Below are 16,572 nucleotides of genomic sequence, written 5' to 3'. Positions count from 1 at the left end.
TTATAGGTCAATGGAGGTTAATAGAAATGGCAATCAGAAAGATGAAAGCTATGACTAACGGTACGAGACATATGTCTTACCTAGTTAGTGAAGAATTAGATAAAAATGTTAGACCTGAAAAATCTTTAACTGTACCTTTAAACTCAGCGTACGGTAGAGATAACTATGGTCACAGAACAGGTAGAAACAGACAAAAAGGTCACAAGAGAATGTATAGAATAATTGATTTCAAAAGAAATAAATTAGACATACCTGCAAAGGTAGCATCTATTCAATATGACCCAAACAGAACAGCAAACATCGCTTTATTACATTATGTAGATGGAGAAAAGAGATATATCTTAGCTCCTAAAGGGTTAGTAGCTGGAGACGTTGTAATGGCAGGAGCTAACGCAGAAATCAAGCCAGGAAACGCACTTAAGTTAAAGGATATGCCAGTAGGAACGCAAATCCATAACGTTGAATTACAAATTGCTAAAGGTGGACAATTAGTAAGATCTGCAGGAACTTCAGCTAGATTAGTTGCTAAAGAAGGAACTTACTGTCATATCGAATTACCTTCTGGAGAATTAAGATTAATTCATAAAGAATGTATGGCAACTATTGGTGAGATTGGAAATGCTGAACATCAATTAGTTTCAATAGGTAAAGCAGGTAGAAACAGAAACATGGGAAGAAGACCACACGTAAGAGGATCAGCAATGAACCCTTGTGATCATCCACATGGTGGAGGAGAAGGTAGATCACCAATTGGTAGAAAATCACCTGTTACTCCTTGGGGAAAACCTACTTTAGGTAAGAAAACTAGAACAAATAAAGCATCTGATAAATTCATCGTAAGAAGAAAGAAGAAAAAGTAATTTGAGAGGAGGCACTGACTAATGGCAAGATCATTAAAAAAAGGACCTTTTTGTGATCATCACTTAATGAAGAAAGTTGAAGCGGCAGTAGCGGCGGATAACATGAAAGCGGTAATCAAAACTTGGTCAAGAAGATCAACTATATTTCCTAACTTCATTGGATTAACATTTGGAGTTTATAACGGTAAAAAGCATGTACCTGTTCACGTAACAGAGTATATGGTTGGACATAAGTTAGGAGAATTTTCACCTACTAGAACTTATTACGGTCATGGTGTAGATAAAAAGAAAAAGAAAAAATAATGTATCAATTAGGATATGATAAGGGAGGTTATACTAGTGGAAGCTAGAGCAATAACTAGATATGTGAGATTATCTCCAAGAAAAGCAAGATTAGTAGCGGACTTAATAAGAGGAAAATCAGCGTTAGAAGCGTTAGACATCCTTGAATTCGCAAACAAGAAATCAGCAGTAACAATAAAGAAAACTTTATCATCAGCTATCGCTAACGCAACTAACAACCATGAAATGGATGAAGAAAAATTAGTTGTTTCTACAATAATGATCAATGAAGGACCAGTATTGAAGAGAATAAAGCCAAGAGCAATGGGTAAAGCAGACATAATCAGAAAACCTACAGCACACATCGTTGTAGCAGTATCAGAGAAGTAAATCAGGGAGGTAAGACTGTGGGACAAAAAGTAGATCCTAGAGGACTAAGACTTGGAATTACAAGAACTTGGGAATCAGCTTGGTATGCTGGAAAAAAAGAGTACGCAAATTACTTACACGAAGATATGGAAATCAGATCTTTCGTAAAGAAAGCTTACTACCATGCAGGAATTTCTAAAGTTAAAATAGAAAGAACTTCACCTTCACAGGTTGTAGTTTTAATATTCACAGCTAAAGCTGGAATTGTAATTGGAAGAAAAGGTTCTGAAATTGAATCATTAAAGACAAAATTAGTTAAGATGACTGGTAAAAAAGTTATCATTAAAGTACAAGAAGTAAGAAACTTCAACAAAGATGCAACTTTAGTAGCAGAGGGAATCGCAACTTCAATTGAGAAGAGGGTTGCTTATAAGAGAGCAATGAACCAAGCTATCATGAGAGCTGAAAAAGCTGGAGCAAAAGGAATCAAAGTAATGATTTCAGGAAGACTTAATGGAGCAGAAATCGCTAGAGCAGAGTGGAATGTAGCAGGAAAAGTACCTTTACATACTTTAAGAGCTGACATCGATTACGCAACAGCAACTGCTAGAACTACATATGGAGCTTTAGGAATCAAAGTATGGATTTTTAATGGTGAAGTGCTTCCAACTAAAAAGGAAGGAGGGGTTAAGTAATTATGTTAATGCCTAAAAGAACAAAACATAGAAAAAGTTTCAGAGGAAGAATGAAAGGTACTGCTCAAAGAGGAAACACTGTAGCATTCGGAGATTGGGGATTACAAGCCCTTGAGCCTAAATGGATCACGAATAGACAAATTGAATCTTGTAGAGTAGCAATAAACAGAACTTTCAAAAGAGAAGGAACTGTATTTATTAGAATATTCCCTGACAAGCCTATCACAGCAAGACCTGCTGGAGTTAGAATGGGTAAAGGTAAAGGTAACGTAGAAGGTTACGTTGCAGTAGTAAAACCTGGAAGAATCATGTTTGAGGTTTCTGGAGTAACTGAAGAGCTTGCATTAGCAGCTTTAAGAAAAGCTACAATGAAATTACCAATCGCTTGTAAAATTGTAAAAAAAGATGGTGGTGAGAAATAATGGAAGCTAAAGAAATCAGAGGAATTGCTACTGAGGAATTAGTAGTAAAAGCAAAAGAATTAAAAGAAGAATTATTTAACTTAAAGTTTCAACTTTCATTAGGTCAATTAGCGAACACTGCTAAGATAAGAGAAGTTAGAAGAAACATCGCTAGAATCAAAACTATTTTAAATGAGAGAACTGCTTAATTAAGTTAAGTAACTCATTGTACAACGAGGAGGTAGGGTTCTTGAGAAACGAAAGAAAAGTTAGAGAAGGAATCGTTGTTTCGGACAAGATGGATAAAACTATCGTTGTTATGGAAGAAACTACGAAATTACACTCTTTATATAAAAAAAGAATGAAAAGAACTAACAAATTTAAGGCTCATGACGAAAACAACATCGCTAAAACTGGTGATAAAGTAAGAATCATGGAAACTAAACCATTATCTAAAGATAAGAGATGGAGATTAGTTGAAGTAATAGCAAAAGCTAAGTAATCTTAATTAGTTAGAGATTGAGAGGAGGGTACAACATGGTACAACAACAAACTGTCCTTAATGTTGCTGATAACTCAGGTGCTAAAAAAATAATGGTAATCAGAGTTTTAGGTGGATCTGTAAGAAGATTCGGAACTATCGGTGACATAGTTGTAGCTTCAGTTAAAGAAGCGAATCCTGGCGGAAACGTTAAAAAGGGAGACGTAATCAGAGCTGTAGTAGTTAGAACTAAAAAGGAAATAAGAAGACAAGACGGATCATATATCAAATTTGATGACAACGCAGCAGTTGTAATCAATGACAAAAAAGAGCCAAGAGGAACAAGAATATTTGGACCTGTTGCTAGAGAATTAAGAGCAAAAGACTTTATGAGAATAGTTTCTTTAGCTCCTGAAGTATTATAAGGAAGGAGGCTTAAATCATGGCTAAACCTAAAATCAAATTCGTGCCTACAAAAATGCACGTTAGAACTGGAGATACTGTAATGGTAATCTCTGGATCAGATAAAGGAAAAACTGGAAAAATCACTAAAGTATTTACTAAAAAAGGTAAAGTTTTAGTTGAAGGAATCAATGTTGTTACTAAGCATTTAAAACCTAGCCAAGCAAACCCACAAGGTGGAGTTGTAACTATGGAAGCACCAATTTTCTCTTCAAAGGTAATGATCTTTGACGCTAAAGCTGGAAAGCCAACTAGAATTGGTACTAAGGTAGTAGATGGTAAAAAAGTAAGATACTCTAAAGTTTCTGGAGAAACTTTATAAGAAAGGAGGGTAACTAGTGGCTAAATATGTTTCTAGATGTCATACAAAGTATACAAATGAAATATCTCCTGCTCTTATGAAAGAGTTAGGATTAAAAAATATAATGGAATGTCCAAAATTAAACAAAATTGTTTTAAACATGGGTGTTGGAGAAGCGACTCAAAACTCTAAATTAATGGATGCTGCTGCTGCAGACTTAGCAATTATCTCTGGTCAAAAACCAGTTGTAATTACAGCTAAAATGTCAGAAGCTGGATTCAAATTAAGAGAAGGTCAAGCAATCGGAACAAAAGTAACTCTTAGAGGAGAAGCTATGTACGATTTTATGGATAGATTAGTAACTGTAATCTTACCAAGAGTTAGAGACTTCGATGGAGTTTCTGCAAAAGCGTTCGACGGAAGAGGTAACTATTCTCTTGGAATGAGAGATCAATTAGTATTCCCTGAAATCGAATTCGATAAAGTAGATAAATTATTCGGAATGTCAATATCAATAGTTTCATCAGCAAAAACTGATGAGCAAGGAAGAGCATTACTAAAAGCATTTGGTATGCCTTTTAAAAAGTAGTAGGAGGAGGACGAGCACATGGCTAAAAAGTCTATGATCGCAAGAGACGTTAAAAGAGCTAAACTAGCAGATAAATTTGCTGCAAAAAGAGCAGAATTAAAAGCTAGAATACAAGCTGGAGACGTAGAAGCTGTTGATGAATTAAACAAGCTTCCTAAGAATGCCTCTCCAGTAAGAAAAAGAAATAGATGTCAAATAGACGGAAGACCTAGAGGATATATGAGAGAATTTGGAATCTCTAGAATTAAGTTTAGACAATTAGCTGGAGCAGGATTAATACCAGGTGTAACTAAATCATCTTGGTAATAATATCCATTAGATCGTAACATCATATAAGAAACTAGGAAGGAGGATTTGTAGATATGTTTTTAACTGATCCAATCGCAGATATGTTAACAAGAGTTAGAAATGCTAACTCAGTAATGCACGACAAAGTAGATATCCCACATTCAAAAATGAAGGTAGCTTTAGCTGCTGTATTAAAAGAGGAAGGGTATATCTCTAACTATAAAGTAATCACTGATGGAAACAAGAAGAACATCAGAGTATATTTAAAGTATGTAGGAAAAGAAAAAGTAATCAAAGGAATCAAAAGAATATCTAAGCCAGGAAGAAGAGTTTACTCTTCAGCTGAAGATATGCCAAGAGTATTATCTGGATTAGGAATTGCTGTAGTTTCAACGTCTAACGGACTTGTAACTGACAGAATTGCTAGAAAGACTAATATTGGTGGCGAAGTACTTTGTTACGTTTGGTAAGAAATAACTAGGAGGTGCATTTTAAATGTCAAGAATCGGTAATAAAACCCTAGTTATCCCTGCAGGTGTAGAGGTTGCTATCAATGAAAATGTAGTAACTGTAAAAGGACCTAAAGGAACTTTAACTAGAGAAATCTTTAACGGATTAACTGTTAAAATTGAAAATAATGAATTAACTGTAGAAAGAGCTGGAGACACTCCAACAGAAAGAGCTATGCACGGAACTGCAACAGCTAATATCAACAACATGCTTGTTGGTGTAACTGAAGGATTCAGAAAAACATTAAACTTAGTAGGTGTTGGATATAGAGCCAAAGCTGCTGGGAAAGGATTAGAAATCGCATTAGGTTTCTCTCATCCAGTGTTAATTTCTGAAGTTGAAGGAATTCAATTCACAGTTGAAAAAGGTAATACTACAATCCATATTGATGGAATATCAAAGGAAGTAGTTGGACAAGTAGCAGCAGAAATCAGAGCAAACAGAAAGCCTGAACCTTATAAAGGAAAAGGAGTTAAGTACTCGGATGAAGTTGTAAGAAGAAAAGAAGGTAAGAAAGCGTAATTTACCTTAACTAATAAGGAGGTAAGCAGTTGTTTAAAAAAGTTAATAGAAAAGCTTTAAGAAGAAGAAAACAATTGTCTATTAGAAACAAGATCTCTGGTACTGTTGAAAGACCAAGATTAAATGTTTTTAGATCAAACAATAACATATTCGCTCAATTAATTGACGATGTAAATGGTGTAACATTAGTTGCAACTTCAACTATATCTAAGGATGTAAAAGCTGAAGTTAAGCACGGTGGAAACATAGAGGCAGCAAAGTTAGTAGGTAAGAAAATTGCTGAACTAGCTGTAGCAAAAGGATTAGAGACTGTAGTATTCGATAGAAGTGGTTATGTTTACACTGGTAGAGTTGCTGCACTAGCTGATGCTGCTAGAGAAGCTGGATTAAAATTCTAGTAGAGAGGAGGATATATTTTGTCTAAGTTTAAAAGAGAAGAAAAAGAATTTAAAGAAAAAATATTAAAAATCTCTAGAGTTTCTAAAACTACAAAAGGTGGAAGATCAATATCTTTCTCAGTTTTAGCTGCAATAGGTGATGAAAAAGGTAGAGTAGGTTTAGGATTAGGAAAAGCCAATGGTGTTCCTGATGCTATCAAAAAAGCTATAGCTACTGCTAAAAAGAACATGGTAACTGTTTCTTTAAGAGGAACAACTATACCTCACCAACAAGATGGTGTGTTCTTAAGTACTAAGGTGTGGATGAAGCCTGCATCTGAAGGTACTGGAGTAATTGCTGGATCATCAGCAAGAGAAATCTTAGAATTAGTTGGAGTAACTGATATCTTAACGAAGATCAGAGGATCTAAGAACAAGATAAACGTTGCAAGAGCTACTATCGAAGGTTTAAAAACTCTTAGATCAGCTGAATCAGTTGCAAAATTAAGAGGTAAAGAAGTTAAGGAAATATTAAACTAAGGAGGTAGCAAAGACATGGCAAAATTATTAGTTAGACTTGTTAAGAGTCCAATTGGAAGAAAACCAAGACATATTGCTACATTACAATCTTTAGGTTTAAAAAAAATAGATGATGTAGTAGAACACAACGATACAGCAGATATCAAAGGTAAATTACACCAAATTGGATATATGCTTAACGTTGAGGAGGTAAAATAATGAAATTAAATGAATTAACGCCTTCAGTTCCTAGAAAAGATAGAAAAAGAGTCGGAAGAGGAATGTCTTCTGGTACTGGTAAAACATCTGGAAAAGGACATAATGGACAAAAATCAAGATCTGGTTCTGGATCAAGCTTAAGAGCTGGATTCGAAGGTGGACAAATGCCTTTAATCAGAAGAGTTCCTAAGAGAGGATTCTCAAACTTCAGATTCAAGAAAGAATTTGCAATCATTGATTTAGATATCTTAAACTTATTTGAGGCAGGAACTGAAGTTTCTCCAATCATGTTAGTTGAAGCTGGAATTATCAAGAATGTTAAATCTGGAATCAAGTTATTAGGAAGCGGAACTTTAAACAAGAACGTATCAGTTGTTGTTAACAAAGTATCTGCATCAGCACAAGCAGCTGTAGAAGCTAACGGTGGAACTGTAACAGTTCACGTTGTTAAGACTTTTAAAGATGTAGCTGGAAACAGAGATAAGCAAGCAAAGAGAGCAGCTAACGCAGCTAACTAAGCTAAATTATTTTAAATAAGAGGTCTGCATTATTGCAGGCCTTTTGTAATATAAAATTAATAATAATTAGATGATTTAGAATATATTAAAAAGAAAAAAAATGTGCTATACTTATAGTATCCGTATTTTTAGGGAAATATATATATACTATACACAATTATATTGTGCAACAAGGGGTGGACAAATGTCGTTATATGATCAATTTAATGCCAAGCTCGAGGCTGTAATGAATACGCCTGAACTTAAAAAAAGAATAATTTATACGTTGTTGATGTTTTTAGTAGCTAGAATAGGGACATTAATTCCTGTTCCAGGAGTAGACCTAGAAAGATTAGCTTCTATGGTAAACAATAACAGTGTTTTAGGATTTATAAACATGTTTTCAGGAGGAGCTTTCCAAAGGGTATCTATCTTTGCACTAGGAGTAATGCCATATATCAATGCTTCGATCGTGATGAGTTTATTAGCGGTTATTATACCAAAATTAGATGAAATTCAAAAAGAAGGGGAATCTGGAAGAAGTAAGATGACTCAATGGACTAGATATTTAACAATAGTAATTGGTTTTATACAAGCTTTTGGTGTAACTATGTGGTTACAATCTATGGGACTTGTAATGACACCTGGATTTATGTTTGTGATGACAACTGTAATTACAGTAACAGCTGGTACTGTATTCCTCATGTGGGTAGGAGAGCAAATTTCAATTAAAGGAATAGGTAATGGTATTTCACTTATTATTTTCTTAAATGTAATTGCTAGAATGCCTTCAGGAGTTATTCAAACAATACAAACTATGCAAGGAAATAAATTCTTGATACCTGTTTTAATAGTTGTAGCAGCATCTGCACTATTGACTGTAGGAGGAATAGTAATATTTCAATTGGCACAGAGAAGAATCCCTATCCACTATGTAGGAAGAGGATTCCAAGGGAAGGGAAATGCTGCAAACAGTAGTTTCTTACCTGTAAAATTAAACTCAGCAGGAGTAATGCCAGTAATTTTTGCATCTGTAATAATGATGATACCATCGTTACTAGTAAACTCACTGCCATCAACTATGCCATATTATGCTTTAATTAATAGGATGTTAGGGAGAAATCATCCTGTGTATTTAATTCTATACGCAGTATTAGTAATCTTTTTCTCATTCTTCTACACAGCTATGATGTTTGATCCAGAAAAAATTGCTGATAACTTGAAGCAAGGTGGAGGAACAATTCCTGGGATTAGACCTGGAAATGAAACAGTAGAATATTTAGAAAAAGTAATAACTAGAATTACTTGGGGTGGAGCTGTATTTTTAGCAGCTATAGCAGTATTACCTGCCTTTATATTTACAGCAGCAGGACTACCAGTATTCTTTGGTGGAACTGGTATAATCATCGTTGTAGGAGTAGCGCTAGACACTGTACAACAAATCAATGCTCATTTAGTAATGAAAGAGTATAAAGGATTTATATAAAGATAAAAAAAGGTTCTAAGATGAAAAATCTTAGAACCTTTTTTAGTACTTTGAAAAATTATAGTTTTCAAATCATTCCTTTATAGCATACTTATAGAGTAATTTTTTATTTAATACGTATATAGATTGTCCTTTTTTTTCTATTATATTTTCAGTGTATAGTTCACTGAGGATCCTCCTAACATGCCGGGGAGTAACTCCTAGATAATCAGCGATCTCTTGAGTTTTAAAGTTATCTATTCTGTCTTTATCGCTGATTTCAATAAGACACGTAACCAGTCTATTTTTTATAGGATAAAGTATAACCTGGGAAAACTTTTTTGAGATTCTAGTCAATTTATCACAGATGTTTTTACTTAAAAGATGATATAGTTCCTCTAAAATTGTAATTTCGTGGATTTTATTTGTGGGTATAGCAATGAGGGTGCACTCTGTAATAGCCTCTACATTATTATAGATATTTTTTTGCTGAATAAACTCAATATCACCGATAAAATCATGAGGTTTAGAAAAATCTAAGAGCATAAAATTTCCTTCATTATTTAAAAGAAAAACTTTGGTTTTTCCATAAACCAATATATGAAGATATTCACACTTATCCTGAGTAAAATATATAGATTCACCTCGTTCGAAAAAATGGAGTTCGAGATGATCTATAGCATTTGGCTTGAGCATATGAGATATATTAACTTCTTTAATATATAATTTTAATTTTTCTATGTCATAGATTTTTTTCATAGAGATCTCCTTGGGGACAATTGTCCGCTTGAAACTTACTGAGAATTGTTAAACTTATGTAAAGGGGGGATAATAATGGAAGGATTTATGGTACTTGTATCAGGGATGCTGATAGCAATAATGTTAGGAATAAATGGAAGTTTAGCAAATCTGGTTGGGAATAATATGTCTGTTTTTTTAATACATTTTACGGGACTTATTGTGATTTGTCTAGGGATTTTACTCAAAGGAGAAAAAATTAGATATTCTAAGGAACTGCCTTTATATTTTTATTTTACAGGTTTTTTAGGGGTAGCTGTAGTTGCCTGTAATGTGGCTACATTTAAAAATATAGGTATTTCGAATACGATAGCTTTAGGTTTGACGGGACAGGTTTTTTTTTCGACATTGATAGATCATTATGGGTTATTTAATCGAGAAAAAAATAAGATAGGAAGGCATAAAGTTATAGGATTTATATTTGTTTTTATAGGGATATGTATGGTTGTATAAAAATTATTGATTGAATATGAAAAGGGGTGGGAAGTGTATTATTTAATGGCGTTTTTGATAGGCGGGATAATTATATTTCAGATGATGATGAATTCAATTCTTTCGTGCAGACTGGGAAAATTAAATGGAATATTTTATAATTTCTTTACAGGAAGTCTGCTCATGGGAATATTTTATATTTTTAATATAACTAATTTTAAAGAAGGGGCAGAAAAAATCTTTGATGGACACCTTTGGATGTTTGGAGGAGGTATCTTAGGAATCCTAATATTATCTATGTGTAACTATGCTATTCCCAGGATGACAGTGGTATATGCTACATTATTCATAATGGTGGGGCAGTTAGTTACGGGAAATATAATGGAGTATATTATGACTGGGAATCTACCGATGAAAAAAATATTAGGATGTACCCTTATTTTGACAGGGGTTATGTATGACATAGGTACGGGAAAAATAAAAAAATCTAAAGCTCTAATATAAATAAGTAAAAAAATCTAAAAACCACTGAACTATGAGATTGTCATGGCTTAGTGGTTTTTTGTATGTAAAAACTAACATTTTTAAAATGGGAGCTTAGAAATAAAAATTCAAATAAAAGTTGACACAGTTACTAAAGAATACTATAATAATTCTTGAATACAGAAGTAAAGAATATGGAGGTATAAAATGTCAACATTATTGGAGATAAAAGGATTAAAATCAAAGGTAGAAGATAAAGAAATATTAAAAGGTGTAGACCTAAAGATAAATAAAGGTGAAGTGCACCTAATAATGGGACCTAATGGAGCAGGGAAATCAACTTTAGGAAATATTTTAGCAGGACACCCTAAACATATTATGGCAGGGGGAGAGATCTATTTAGAGGGTGAAAGTATTAAAGATTCAAAAGCAGATGAAAAAGCTAAAGCTGGAATATTTCTTTCGTTTCAATATCCGGAGGAGATCCCTGGACTGACAGTGGAAGATTTTTTGAGAGCCTCAAAGGGTGCAATAACAGGAAAAAGACAATCAATAACAGGGTTTAGAAAAAAATTACATACAATGATGGAAGAACTGCATATAAATAAATCTTATGGAGACAGGCATTTGAATGTAGGATTTTCCGGGGGAGAGAAAAAGAAAAATGAAATTCTTCAAATGGCTGTTTTAGAACCAAAGGTGGCTATCCTGGATGAAACAGATTCGGGTCTGGATATAGATGCGGTCAGGATCGTATATGAAGGTGTAGAAAAGTTAAAAAATGAAAATAATGCAATTATAGTAATCACTCATTACAACAAGGTCCTTCAATACTTAAAGCCTGATCATGTGCACATATTACATGATGGGAGAATTGTAAAATCTGGTGGGATTGAGTTGGCTCATGAGATTGAAAAAAATGGTTTTGAAGAAATAAAAAGGGCATTTTAGGGGTGGAAAAAATGGAAACAAGAACGCATGTAGAAGATGTAGATAGAGGAATATATGATGTTATAGATAAAGAAAATCACAGTTATAAGAGTAAAAAAGGGTTAACTGAAGAGATTGTAGTGGAGATGTCAAAAGAGAAAAAAGAACCTCAGTGGATGCTGGATCTCAGATTAAAATCACTAAGAATTTACAAAAAAAAACCTATACCAACTTGGGGAGCAGATCTTTCAGAGCTGGATATAGATGGGATAATTCACTATGTAAAACCCAATACAGAACTAAATGAATCCTGGGAAGAAGTACCCAGTGATATGAAAAATACCTTTGATAGATTAGGAATACAGGAAGCTGAAAAAGCATCTCTAGCAGGAGTAGGAGCTCAATATGACTCAGAAGTTGTATATCATAAAGTAAATAAAGAGTTGGAAAAATTAGGAGTAATCTATACAGACATAGAAACAGCTGTAAAAGAACATGAAGAGATAGTGAAAAAATACTTCATGAAACTGATAACTCCTAATGATCATAAATTTTCAGCCCTTCACGGAGCAGTGTGGTCGGGAGGATCATTTGTATATGTGCCAAAGGGTGTTCATGTGGAACTACCATTGCAATCATACTTTAGATTAAATGCTAAGGGTGCAGGTCAATTTGAACATACAATGATAATAGTAGAAGAAGGAGCCAGCCTTCACTTTATAGAAGGCTGTTCAGCACCGAAGCATACCGAGCAGGCACTTCATGCTGGAGCAGTAGAGTTGTTTGTAAAAAAAGGAGCTAAACTAAGGTATTCGACTATTGAGAATTGGTCTAGAAATATGTATAACCTGAACACAAAAAGATGTGTAGTAGATGAAGATGGAACTATTGAATGGGTTTCTGGTTCGTTTGGCTCAAAGGTTTCCATGCTATATCCAATGAGTATCTTAAGAGGAGAGAGAGCCAGGTGTGAATTTACAGGTATAAGTTTTGCTTCTACAGGCCAGTATCTAGATACTGGTGCCAAGGTAGTCCATGCAGCTCCTTATACAACCTCTATAGTGAACTCTAAGTCTATTTCAAAGAATGGAGGTACAGCATTTTATAGGGGGTTGTTAAAAGTAGCTCCTAATGCTCACTCTGTTAAAGCAACGGTAAACTGTGAATCGTTGATGCTGGACAATATATCAAAATCCGATACTGTACCTACAATAGAATTATTAAATGATCAGGTAGATATAGGGCATGAAGCTAAGATCGGAAGGATAAGCGATGAAACCATATTTTATCTGATGAGCAGGGGTATCGATGAAGAGGAAGCCAAAGCTATGGTAGTAAGAGGATTTGTTGAGCCAATTTCGAAGGAGTTACCTTTGGAATATGCGGTAGAACTGAACCATCTTATCCAATTAGAATTAGAAGGGACTATAGGGTGAAAATTATGTATAAAATAGAAAAAATTAGAAATTTAAATGAAAAACAGGATGTTACTAATTATAGATTGGACCAGCTTGAAAAAAATAAAGATATGGGTCTTCCTAGTTTTAAAAGAATTGGGTATGAGTTTTCATTGCCGGCAGAATATAAAAACTTTGAGAATATTAAACTGGGAGATACCTCTCGAACACTGAGTCCAATAGAGAAAAAATTAGGAGAATTACAAAGTATAAAATGGGAAAAAAATGAAAGTTATTTGGCTAATTTGACAGATATATTTTTTAATACAGGTGTTTTTTTAGAGAGTAAAAAATCTGAAACTAAGGAAGTTTATGTCAACTATGACTTGGATAAAGAGAATAATTTGTTGTTGGATAACAACCTGTTGATTGCAGAAAGAGACAGTGTTTTAAATGTAGTGTTCGATTATTCCGGGGGAGATAAAGAGGCAGTGAGAAATTCTCTTCACAGAGTGTTGGCAAAAGAAAACTCTCAAGTAAATATAATCTACCTGCAAAGAGCATGTGATTGTACTAAATCTTTTAACTCTGTAATAGTGAAGACTGAAAGGGATGCCCAAGTAAAACAATATCATATAGAATTAGGAGGGAAGGTTGTTTCTTCTAGTTCAAAGGTATATTTAGAGGGGGATAATGCTGAATCAAAAACTTATTCTCTTTATTTAGCAGACAAGGAAAAGAAAGTGGATTTAGAGTATTCAACTTACCATAGAGGCAGAAGAAGTGAGTCGGTCATAGAGGGTAGGGGAGTAGTCAAAGATAAGGCGACAAAAGTATTTAGAGGAAACCTTTATTTTGAGAGAGGTTCTGGTAAATCTAAAGGTAAAGAGGAGGAATATGCACTTCTTTTAAATAAAGGTGTAAAAGCTGATTCAATTCCAACTTTATTTTGTGATGAAGACGACGTGATAGGGGAACATTCAGCCAGTGCAGGTCAATTAAATGAAAATAAATTATTTTATCTTATGAGCAGAGGAATGAGCGAGAAGGAAGCAAAGAAATTAGTGGTAAGTTCGTCGTTTAAACCAATAGTGGAAAAGATTAAAGATATGAAGCTTAGAGATAAAGTTTTAAAAATAATAGAAGAAAGAATATAGAGGTGAAGATATGAATTATAAAGAATTATTTCCTATATTTGAAAATAATGAAGAATTGGTATACCTAGATACAGCGGCAACTTCTCAAAAACCAAAATCTGTTTTAGAGGCAGTGTGGAACTATAATGTAAATCATAATGCAAATCCAAACAGAGGTGGATATAAATTAGGAATTAAATCTACAAACTTATTTTTAGAAGGTAAGAAAAAGGTGGCTGACTTTATAAATGCTCAAAGTGGTGAAATTATATTTACCAAAGGAACTACCGAATCTTTAAATTTACTGGCTTATTCATATGGATTAAATGAATTAAGAGAAGGCGACGAGATCTTAGTAGGAATCAGTTCTCATCACAGTAATTTAGTTCCTTGGCAGGAAGTAGCGAAGAAGCTGGGGTGTAAATTAAAGTATATAGATTTAAAAGCTGATGGAGATTTAGATTTGGAAGATCTATCAGAAAAATTAAATGGAAACACAAAGTTAGTAACTATATCTCATGGGGTGAACGCTACAGGAGTAATTCACCCTATTAAAGATCTAGTATCTTTGGTGAGAGAAAAAACAGAAGCTAAGGTAATATTAGATGCAGCTCAGACAATATCTCATATAAAAATAGATGTAAAAGAGTTGGATATTGATTTTTTAGTTTTTTCAGGGCATAAGATGTTTGGGCCCATGGGAATTGGCGGATTATATGTTAGGAAAGAAATCATAGAAAAAATGAAGCCATTTTTATTTGGTGGAGATATGATTGAGTTTGTAGAAAGAAAGGGTTCTACTTATCGAACTGATTTTCAAAAATTTGAAGGTGGAACTCAAAATGTAGAAGGGGTTGTAGGGTTAAGTGCTGCAATTGATTTCATAGAGGAGATTGGATTAGAGAATATCCGTTCTTATGAGGGTGAAATTTTAAACTATGCTATAGAAAAATTAAAAGATTTAGAAGGGGTAAAGTTATATTGTGAGGAGGCTCCTCATAAAACACCAGTTATTGCGTTTAATATAGAGGGAGTGCACCCTCATGATGTAGCTCAGGTATTGGATTTGCAAAATATAGCCATCAGGACAGGGCATCATTGTACTCAGCCGCTAATGAAGTATTTGGAGATTCCATCTTGCTGTAGAGCAAGTTTTTCAATCTACAATACTTTTGACGATATAGATAAATTAGTGGAAGGATTAGAAAAAGTAAATAGTTACTTCAGATAGGAGGGGATAAAATGGATTTAGATAAAATTTATACTGAAGTTATTATGGATCACAATAAGAGCGGACATAATAAAAGAGAGTTAGAGAATCCTGATTATACAGAGAGGGGTCATAATCCAAATTGTGGGGATGATTTTACGATTCAATTAAAAATTGAAGGAAATAAAATAGTAGATGGTGGATTTGTAGGAGTAGGGTGTGCTATATCTACAGCTTCAGCGTCTATATTATTCGATTTAATAATCGGAAGAGATATAGAAGATGGGAAAAGGATAGTAGATAATTTTCTAAAAATGATAAAACAAGAGAAGATTAGTGAAGATGACAAGGAAGAATTAGAAGATGCCGGATTATTAGAGAACATATCTAATATGCCGGGAAGGGTAAAATGTGCCACATTAGCCTGGAATGGAGTAAAGGTTATCTTAGAAAAATTATAAATATTGACCTCATACAGTATGAAAGACTTTCAATTGTTATAAAGGGGCGCTTTAATTATATATATATATAATTCTCTACCACTGAATAACATTGGGGTTATTTGGTAGTAGAGAAACAAAAAAGTTTTTTAATATTTTTTATGGGGCATAACACATGTGTTTTATCGGCTGTATATCAATAAATTAAGTTGTTTTAGAAGGTATGGGTGGTTTTTGGGTGCTGTTTTGGAAAATGTTTTGAAAAAACACAATAAAAAAACAAAAAAAGTGTTGACGGAAACTTGTAAACACGGTATACTTCTTCTTGTCCGCGAGAGAAAGCGAAAGCGACTTGAAGCGAGACATTTAATAGGACATTAGCAATTAAATAGAGAAAGAAAGTGTAAATTAAAAACTCAATTGTCGTTTAAAACTTTGTTTTAAACAATCGATTAAGGTGTACAGTGGAATGAACCACTATAAAAAAAATTATCTTTTAATAGATAGCTAAACTTCATTTATGAAGTTAGGATATAAATTTGAATGTAGAGTTTGATCCTGGCTCAGGATGAACGCTGACAGAATGCTTAACACATGCAAGTCGACTGGAATTCTTCTTCGGAAGATAGTACGGTGGCGGACGGGTGAGTAACGCGTAAAGAATTTGCCCTTCAGACTGGGACAACTAATCGAAAGGTTAGCTAATACCGGATATTATGAGACCTTGGCATCAAGGACTTATGAAAGCTATATGCGCTGAAGGAGAACTTTGCGTTCCATTAGGTAGTTGGTAGGGTAATGGCCTACCAAGCCGACGATGGATAGCCGGCCTGAGAGGGTGAACGGCCACAAGGGGACTGAGACACGGCCCTTACTCCTACGGGAGGCAGCAGTGGGGAATATTGGACA

The 16,572-nt window shown here is 34.1% G+C and carries 26 protein-coding genes and 1 rRNA gene; 26 read left to right on the top strand and 1 reads right to left on the bottom strand.

Translation table 11 applies throughout. The features are described 5' to 3' along the window. Positions 1-26: 26 nt before the first annotated feature. The 18 genes from rplB to secY all read left to right on the top strand — a co-directional run bounded on the left by rplB (position 27) and on the right by secY (position 8,858). The gene (rplB, locus tag K337_RS0100440) at positions 27-860 is read left to right on the top strand and encodes a 50S ribosomal protein L2 (protein WP_028854869.1); all 834 of its coding nucleotides are present in this window, start codon (positions 27-29) and stop codon (positions 858-860) included. A gap of 21 nt (positions 861-881) precedes the next feature. Further along, positions 882-1,163, top strand: coding sequence for a 30S ribosomal protein S19 (rpsS, locus tag K337_RS0100435; RefSeq protein WP_028854868.1), 282 nt, complete (start codon positions 882-884; stop codon positions 1,161-1,163). Positions 1,164-1,199: 36 nt separating this feature from the next. Then, positions 1,200-1,532: a 50S ribosomal protein L22 gene (gene rplV / locus K337_RS0100430; protein WP_028854867.1), complete on the top strand. Its 333-nt coding sequence runs from the start codon at positions 1,200-1,202 to the stop codon at positions 1,530-1,532. Positions 1,533-1,549: 17 nt separating this feature from the next. Then, positions 1,550-2,206, top strand: a complete 657-nt coding sequence (gene rpsC / locus K337_RS0100425) for a 30S ribosomal protein S3 (protein ID WP_028854866.1) — start codon at positions 1,550-1,552, stop codon at positions 2,204-2,206. Between the two features lie 2 nt (positions 2,207-2,208). Next, positions 2,209-2,628, top strand: coding sequence for a 50S ribosomal protein L16 (gene rplP, locus K337_RS0100420; protein WP_028854865.1), 420 nt, complete (start codon positions 2,209-2,211; stop codon positions 2,626-2,628). Beyond that, positions 2,628-2,816: a 50S ribosomal protein L29 gene (gene rpmC, locus K337_RS0100415; protein ID WP_028854864.1), complete on the top strand. Its 189-nt coding sequence runs from the start codon at positions 2,628-2,630 to the stop codon at positions 2,814-2,816. The genes rplP and rpmC overlap by 1 nt, the downstream gene beginning before the upstream one ends. A gap of 41 nt (positions 2,817-2,857) precedes the next feature. Beyond that, entirely contained in the window at positions 2,858-3,109 is a 252-nt protein-coding gene (gene rpsQ / locus K337_RS0100410; protein WP_028854863.1) for a 30S ribosomal protein S17, read from the top strand. 35 nt (positions 3,110-3,144) lie between these two features. Continuing rightward, a complete protein-coding gene (rplN, locus tag K337_RS0100405; protein ID WP_028854862.1) occupies positions 3,145-3,513 on the top strand; it encodes a 50S ribosomal protein L14 in 369 nt (122 codons plus the stop codon). Positions 3,514-3,530: 17 nt separating this feature from the next. Continuing rightward, complete coding sequence (gene rplX / locus K337_RS0100400; protein WP_028854861.1) at positions 3,531-3,872, top strand: 50S ribosomal protein L24; 342 nt, start codon at positions 3,531-3,533, stop codon at positions 3,870-3,872. 16 nt (positions 3,873-3,888) lie between these two features. Beyond that, on the top strand, positions 3,889-4,440 hold the full coding sequence (gene rplE / locus K337_RS0100395; RefSeq protein ID WP_028854860.1) for a 50S ribosomal protein L5: 552 nt from the start codon (positions 3,889-3,891) through the stop codon (positions 4,438-4,440). A gap of 18 nt (positions 4,441-4,458) precedes the next feature. Then, on the top strand, positions 4,459-4,746 hold the full coding sequence (gene rpsN / locus K337_RS0100390; RefSeq protein ID WP_028854859.1) for a 30S ribosomal protein S14: 288 nt from the start codon (positions 4,459-4,461) through the stop codon (positions 4,744-4,746). Positions 4,747-4,802: 56 nt separating this feature from the next. Beyond that, positions 4,803-5,198 carry a 30S ribosomal protein S8 gene (gene rpsH, locus K337_RS0100385; RefSeq protein ID WP_028854858.1) on the top strand — a complete coding sequence of 132 codons (396 nt, stop codon included), beginning with the start codon at positions 4,803-4,805 and terminating at the stop codon, positions 5,196-5,198. Positions 5,199-5,223: 25 nt separating this feature from the next. Next, positions 5,224-5,760 carry a 50S ribosomal protein L6 gene (gene rplF / locus K337_RS0100380; protein WP_028854857.1) on the top strand — a complete coding sequence of 179 codons (537 nt, stop codon included), beginning with the start codon at positions 5,224-5,226 and terminating at the stop codon, positions 5,758-5,760. A 29-nt stretch (positions 5,761-5,789) separates the two neighbouring features. Next, the gene (gene rplR / locus K337_RS0100375; protein ID WP_028854856.1) at positions 5,790-6,158 is read left to right on the top strand and encodes a 50S ribosomal protein L18; all 369 of its coding nucleotides are present in this window, start codon (positions 5,790-5,792) and stop codon (positions 6,156-6,158) included. 18 nt (positions 6,159-6,176) lie between these two features. Next, the gene (gene rpsE / locus K337_RS0100370; protein ID WP_028854855.1) at positions 6,177-6,677 is read left to right on the top strand and encodes a 30S ribosomal protein S5; all 501 of its coding nucleotides are present in this window, start codon (positions 6,177-6,179) and stop codon (positions 6,675-6,677) included. Between the two features lie 15 nt (positions 6,678-6,692). Next, positions 6,693-6,875 carry a 50S ribosomal protein L30 gene (gene rpmD, locus K337_RS0100365; protein ID WP_028854854.1) on the top strand — a complete coding sequence of 61 codons (183 nt, stop codon included), beginning with the start codon at positions 6,693-6,695 and terminating at the stop codon, positions 6,873-6,875. Further along, positions 6,875-7,393: a 50S ribosomal protein L15 gene (rplO, locus tag K337_RS0100360; RefSeq protein ID WP_028854853.1), complete on the top strand. Its 519-nt coding sequence runs from the start codon at positions 6,875-6,877 to the stop codon at positions 7,391-7,393. The genes rpmD and rplO overlap by 1 nt, the downstream gene beginning before the upstream one ends. Before the next feature lie 184 nt (positions 7,394-7,577). Then, positions 7,578-8,858: a preprotein translocase subunit SecY gene (secY, locus tag K337_RS0100355; protein WP_028854852.1), complete on the top strand. Its 1,281-nt coding sequence runs from the start codon at positions 7,578-7,580 to the stop codon at positions 8,856-8,858. Between the two features lie 72 nt (positions 8,859-8,930). On the opposite strand, the gene K337_RS0100350 is transcribed toward secY, so the two are convergent. Then, positions 8,931-9,596, bottom strand: a complete 666-nt coding sequence (locus tag K337_RS0100350; protein WP_028854851.1) for a Crp/Fnr family transcriptional regulator — start codon at positions 9,594-9,596, stop codon at positions 8,931-8,933. Between the two features lie 75 nt (positions 9,597-9,671). Here K337_RS0100350 and K337_RS0100345 point away from each other — a divergent pair, with 75 nt between their 5' ends. The 8 genes from K337_RS0100345 to K337_RS0100305 all read left to right on the top strand — a co-directional run. Further along, positions 9,672-10,088: a DMT family transporter gene (locus K337_RS0100345; RefSeq protein ID WP_028854850.1), complete on the top strand. Its 417-nt coding sequence runs from the start codon at positions 9,672-9,674 to the stop codon at positions 10,086-10,088. Positions 10,089-10,121: 33 nt separating this feature from the next. Then, on the top strand, positions 10,122-10,571 hold the full coding sequence (locus K337_RS0100340) for a DMT family transporter (RefSeq protein WP_028854849.1): 450 nt from the start codon (positions 10,122-10,124) through the stop codon (positions 10,569-10,571). A 186-nt stretch (positions 10,572-10,757) separates the two neighbouring features. Then, positions 10,758-11,501 (top strand): Fe-S cluster assembly ATPase SufC, encoded by a 744-nt coding sequence (gene sufC / locus K337_RS0100335; RefSeq protein ID WP_037029011.1) that lies wholly within the window; start codon positions 10,758-10,760, stop codon positions 11,499-11,501. 11 nt (positions 11,502-11,512) lie between these two features. Continuing rightward, positions 11,513-12,916, top strand: a complete 1,404-nt coding sequence (gene sufB, locus K337_RS0100330) for a Fe-S cluster assembly protein SufB (protein ID WP_028854847.1) — start codon at positions 11,513-11,515, stop codon at positions 12,914-12,916. Between the two features lie 5 nt (positions 12,917-12,921). Then, positions 12,922-14,034 (top strand): Fe-S cluster assembly protein SufD, encoded by a 1,113-nt coding sequence (sufD, locus tag K337_RS0100325; protein WP_028854846.1) that lies wholly within the window; start codon positions 12,922-12,924, stop codon positions 14,032-14,034. A 10-nt stretch (positions 14,035-14,044) separates the two neighbouring features. After that, entirely contained in the window at positions 14,045-15,244 is a 1,200-nt protein-coding gene (locus tag K337_RS0100320) for an aminotransferase class V-fold PLP-dependent enzyme (RefSeq protein ID WP_028854845.1), read from the top strand. Positions 15,245-15,255: 11 nt separating this feature from the next. Next, a complete protein-coding gene (sufU, locus tag K337_RS0100315) occupies positions 15,256-15,684 on the top strand; it encodes a Fe-S cluster assembly sulfur transfer protein SufU (protein WP_028854844.1) in 429 nt (142 codons plus the stop codon). A gap of 519 nt (positions 15,685-16,203) precedes the next feature. Further along, positions 16,204-16,572, top strand: a 16S ribosomal RNA gene (locus K337_RS0100305); the annotation flags it as partial.

The organism is Psychrilyobacter atlanticus DSM 19335, assembly GCF_000426625.1.
Classification (GTDB): Bacteria; Fusobacteriota; Fusobacteriia; order Fusobacteriales; family Fusobacteriaceae; genus Psychrilyobacter; species Psychrilyobacter atlanticus.
The sequence above is the reverse complement of the archived record's forward strand: the minus strand, read 5'-3'. Positions and strand labels throughout refer to the sequence as shown.

Bases quoted from the DNA above. Each gene is read 5' to 3' on its own strand.
- rplF (WP_028854857.1), top strand. From the start codon at position 5,224: ATGTCAAGAATCGGTAATAAAACCCTAGTTATCCCTGCAGGTGTAGAG.
- K337_RS0100320 (WP_028854845.1), top strand. From the start codon at position 14,045: ATGAATTATAAAGAATTATTTCCTATATTTGAAAATAATGAAGAATTG.
- secY (WP_028854852.1), top strand. From the start codon at position 7,578: ATGTCGTTATATGATCAATTTAATGCCAAGCTCGAGGCTGTAATGAAT.
- rplN (WP_028854862.1), top strand. From the start codon at position 3,145: ATGGTACAACAACAAACTGTCCTTAATGTTGCTGATAACTCAGGTGCT.
- rplO (WP_028854853.1), top strand. From the start codon at position 6,875: ATGAAATTAAATGAATTAACGCCTTCAGTTCCTAGAAAAGATAGAAAA.
- rpsH (WP_028854858.1), top strand. From the start codon at position 4,803: ATGTTTTTAACTGATCCAATCGCAGATATGTTAACAAGAGTTAGAAAT.
- K337_RS0100350 (WP_028854851.1), bottom strand. From the start codon at position 9,596: ATGAAAAAAATCTATGACATAGAAAAATTAAAATTATATATTAAAGAA.
- sufD (WP_028854846.1), top strand. From the start codon at position 12,922: ATGTATAAAATAGAAAAAATTAGAAATTTAAATGAAAAACAGGATGTT.
- sufC (WP_037029011.1), top strand. From the start codon at position 10,758: ATGTCAACATTATTGGAGATAAAAGGATTAAAATCAAAGGTAGAAGAT.
- rplB (WP_028854869.1), top strand. From the start codon at position 27: ATGGCAATCAGAAAGATGAAAGCTATGACTAACGGTACGAGACATATG.
- rpsN (WP_028854859.1), top strand. From the start codon at position 4,459: ATGGCTAAAAAGTCTATGATCGCAAGAGACGTTAAAAGAGCTAAACTA.
- sufB (WP_028854847.1), top strand. From the start codon at position 11,513: ATGGAAACAAGAACGCATGTAGAAGATGTAGATAGAGGAATATATGAT.
- rplX (WP_028854861.1), top strand. From the start codon at position 3,531: ATGGCTAAACCTAAAATCAAATTCGTGCCTACAAAAATGCACGTTAGA.
- K337_RS0100345 (WP_028854850.1), top strand. From the start codon at position 9,672: ATGGAAGGATTTATGGTACTTGTATCAGGGATGCTGATAGCAATAATG.
- sufU (WP_028854844.1), top strand. From the start codon at position 15,256: ATGGATTTAGATAAAATTTATACTGAAGTTATTATGGATCACAATAAG.
- rpmD (WP_028854854.1), top strand. From the start codon at position 6,693: ATGGCAAAATTATTAGTTAGACTTGTTAAGAGTCCAATTGGAAGAAAA.
- rpmC (WP_028854864.1), top strand. From the start codon at position 2,628: ATGGAAGCTAAAGAAATCAGAGGAATTGCTACTGAGGAATTAGTAGTA.
- rpsS (WP_028854868.1), top strand. From the start codon at position 882: ATGGCAAGATCATTAAAAAAAGGACCTTTTTGTGATCATCACTTAATG.
- rplP (WP_028854865.1), top strand. From the start codon at position 2,209: ATGTTAATGCCTAAAAGAACAAAACATAGAAAAAGTTTCAGAGGAAGA.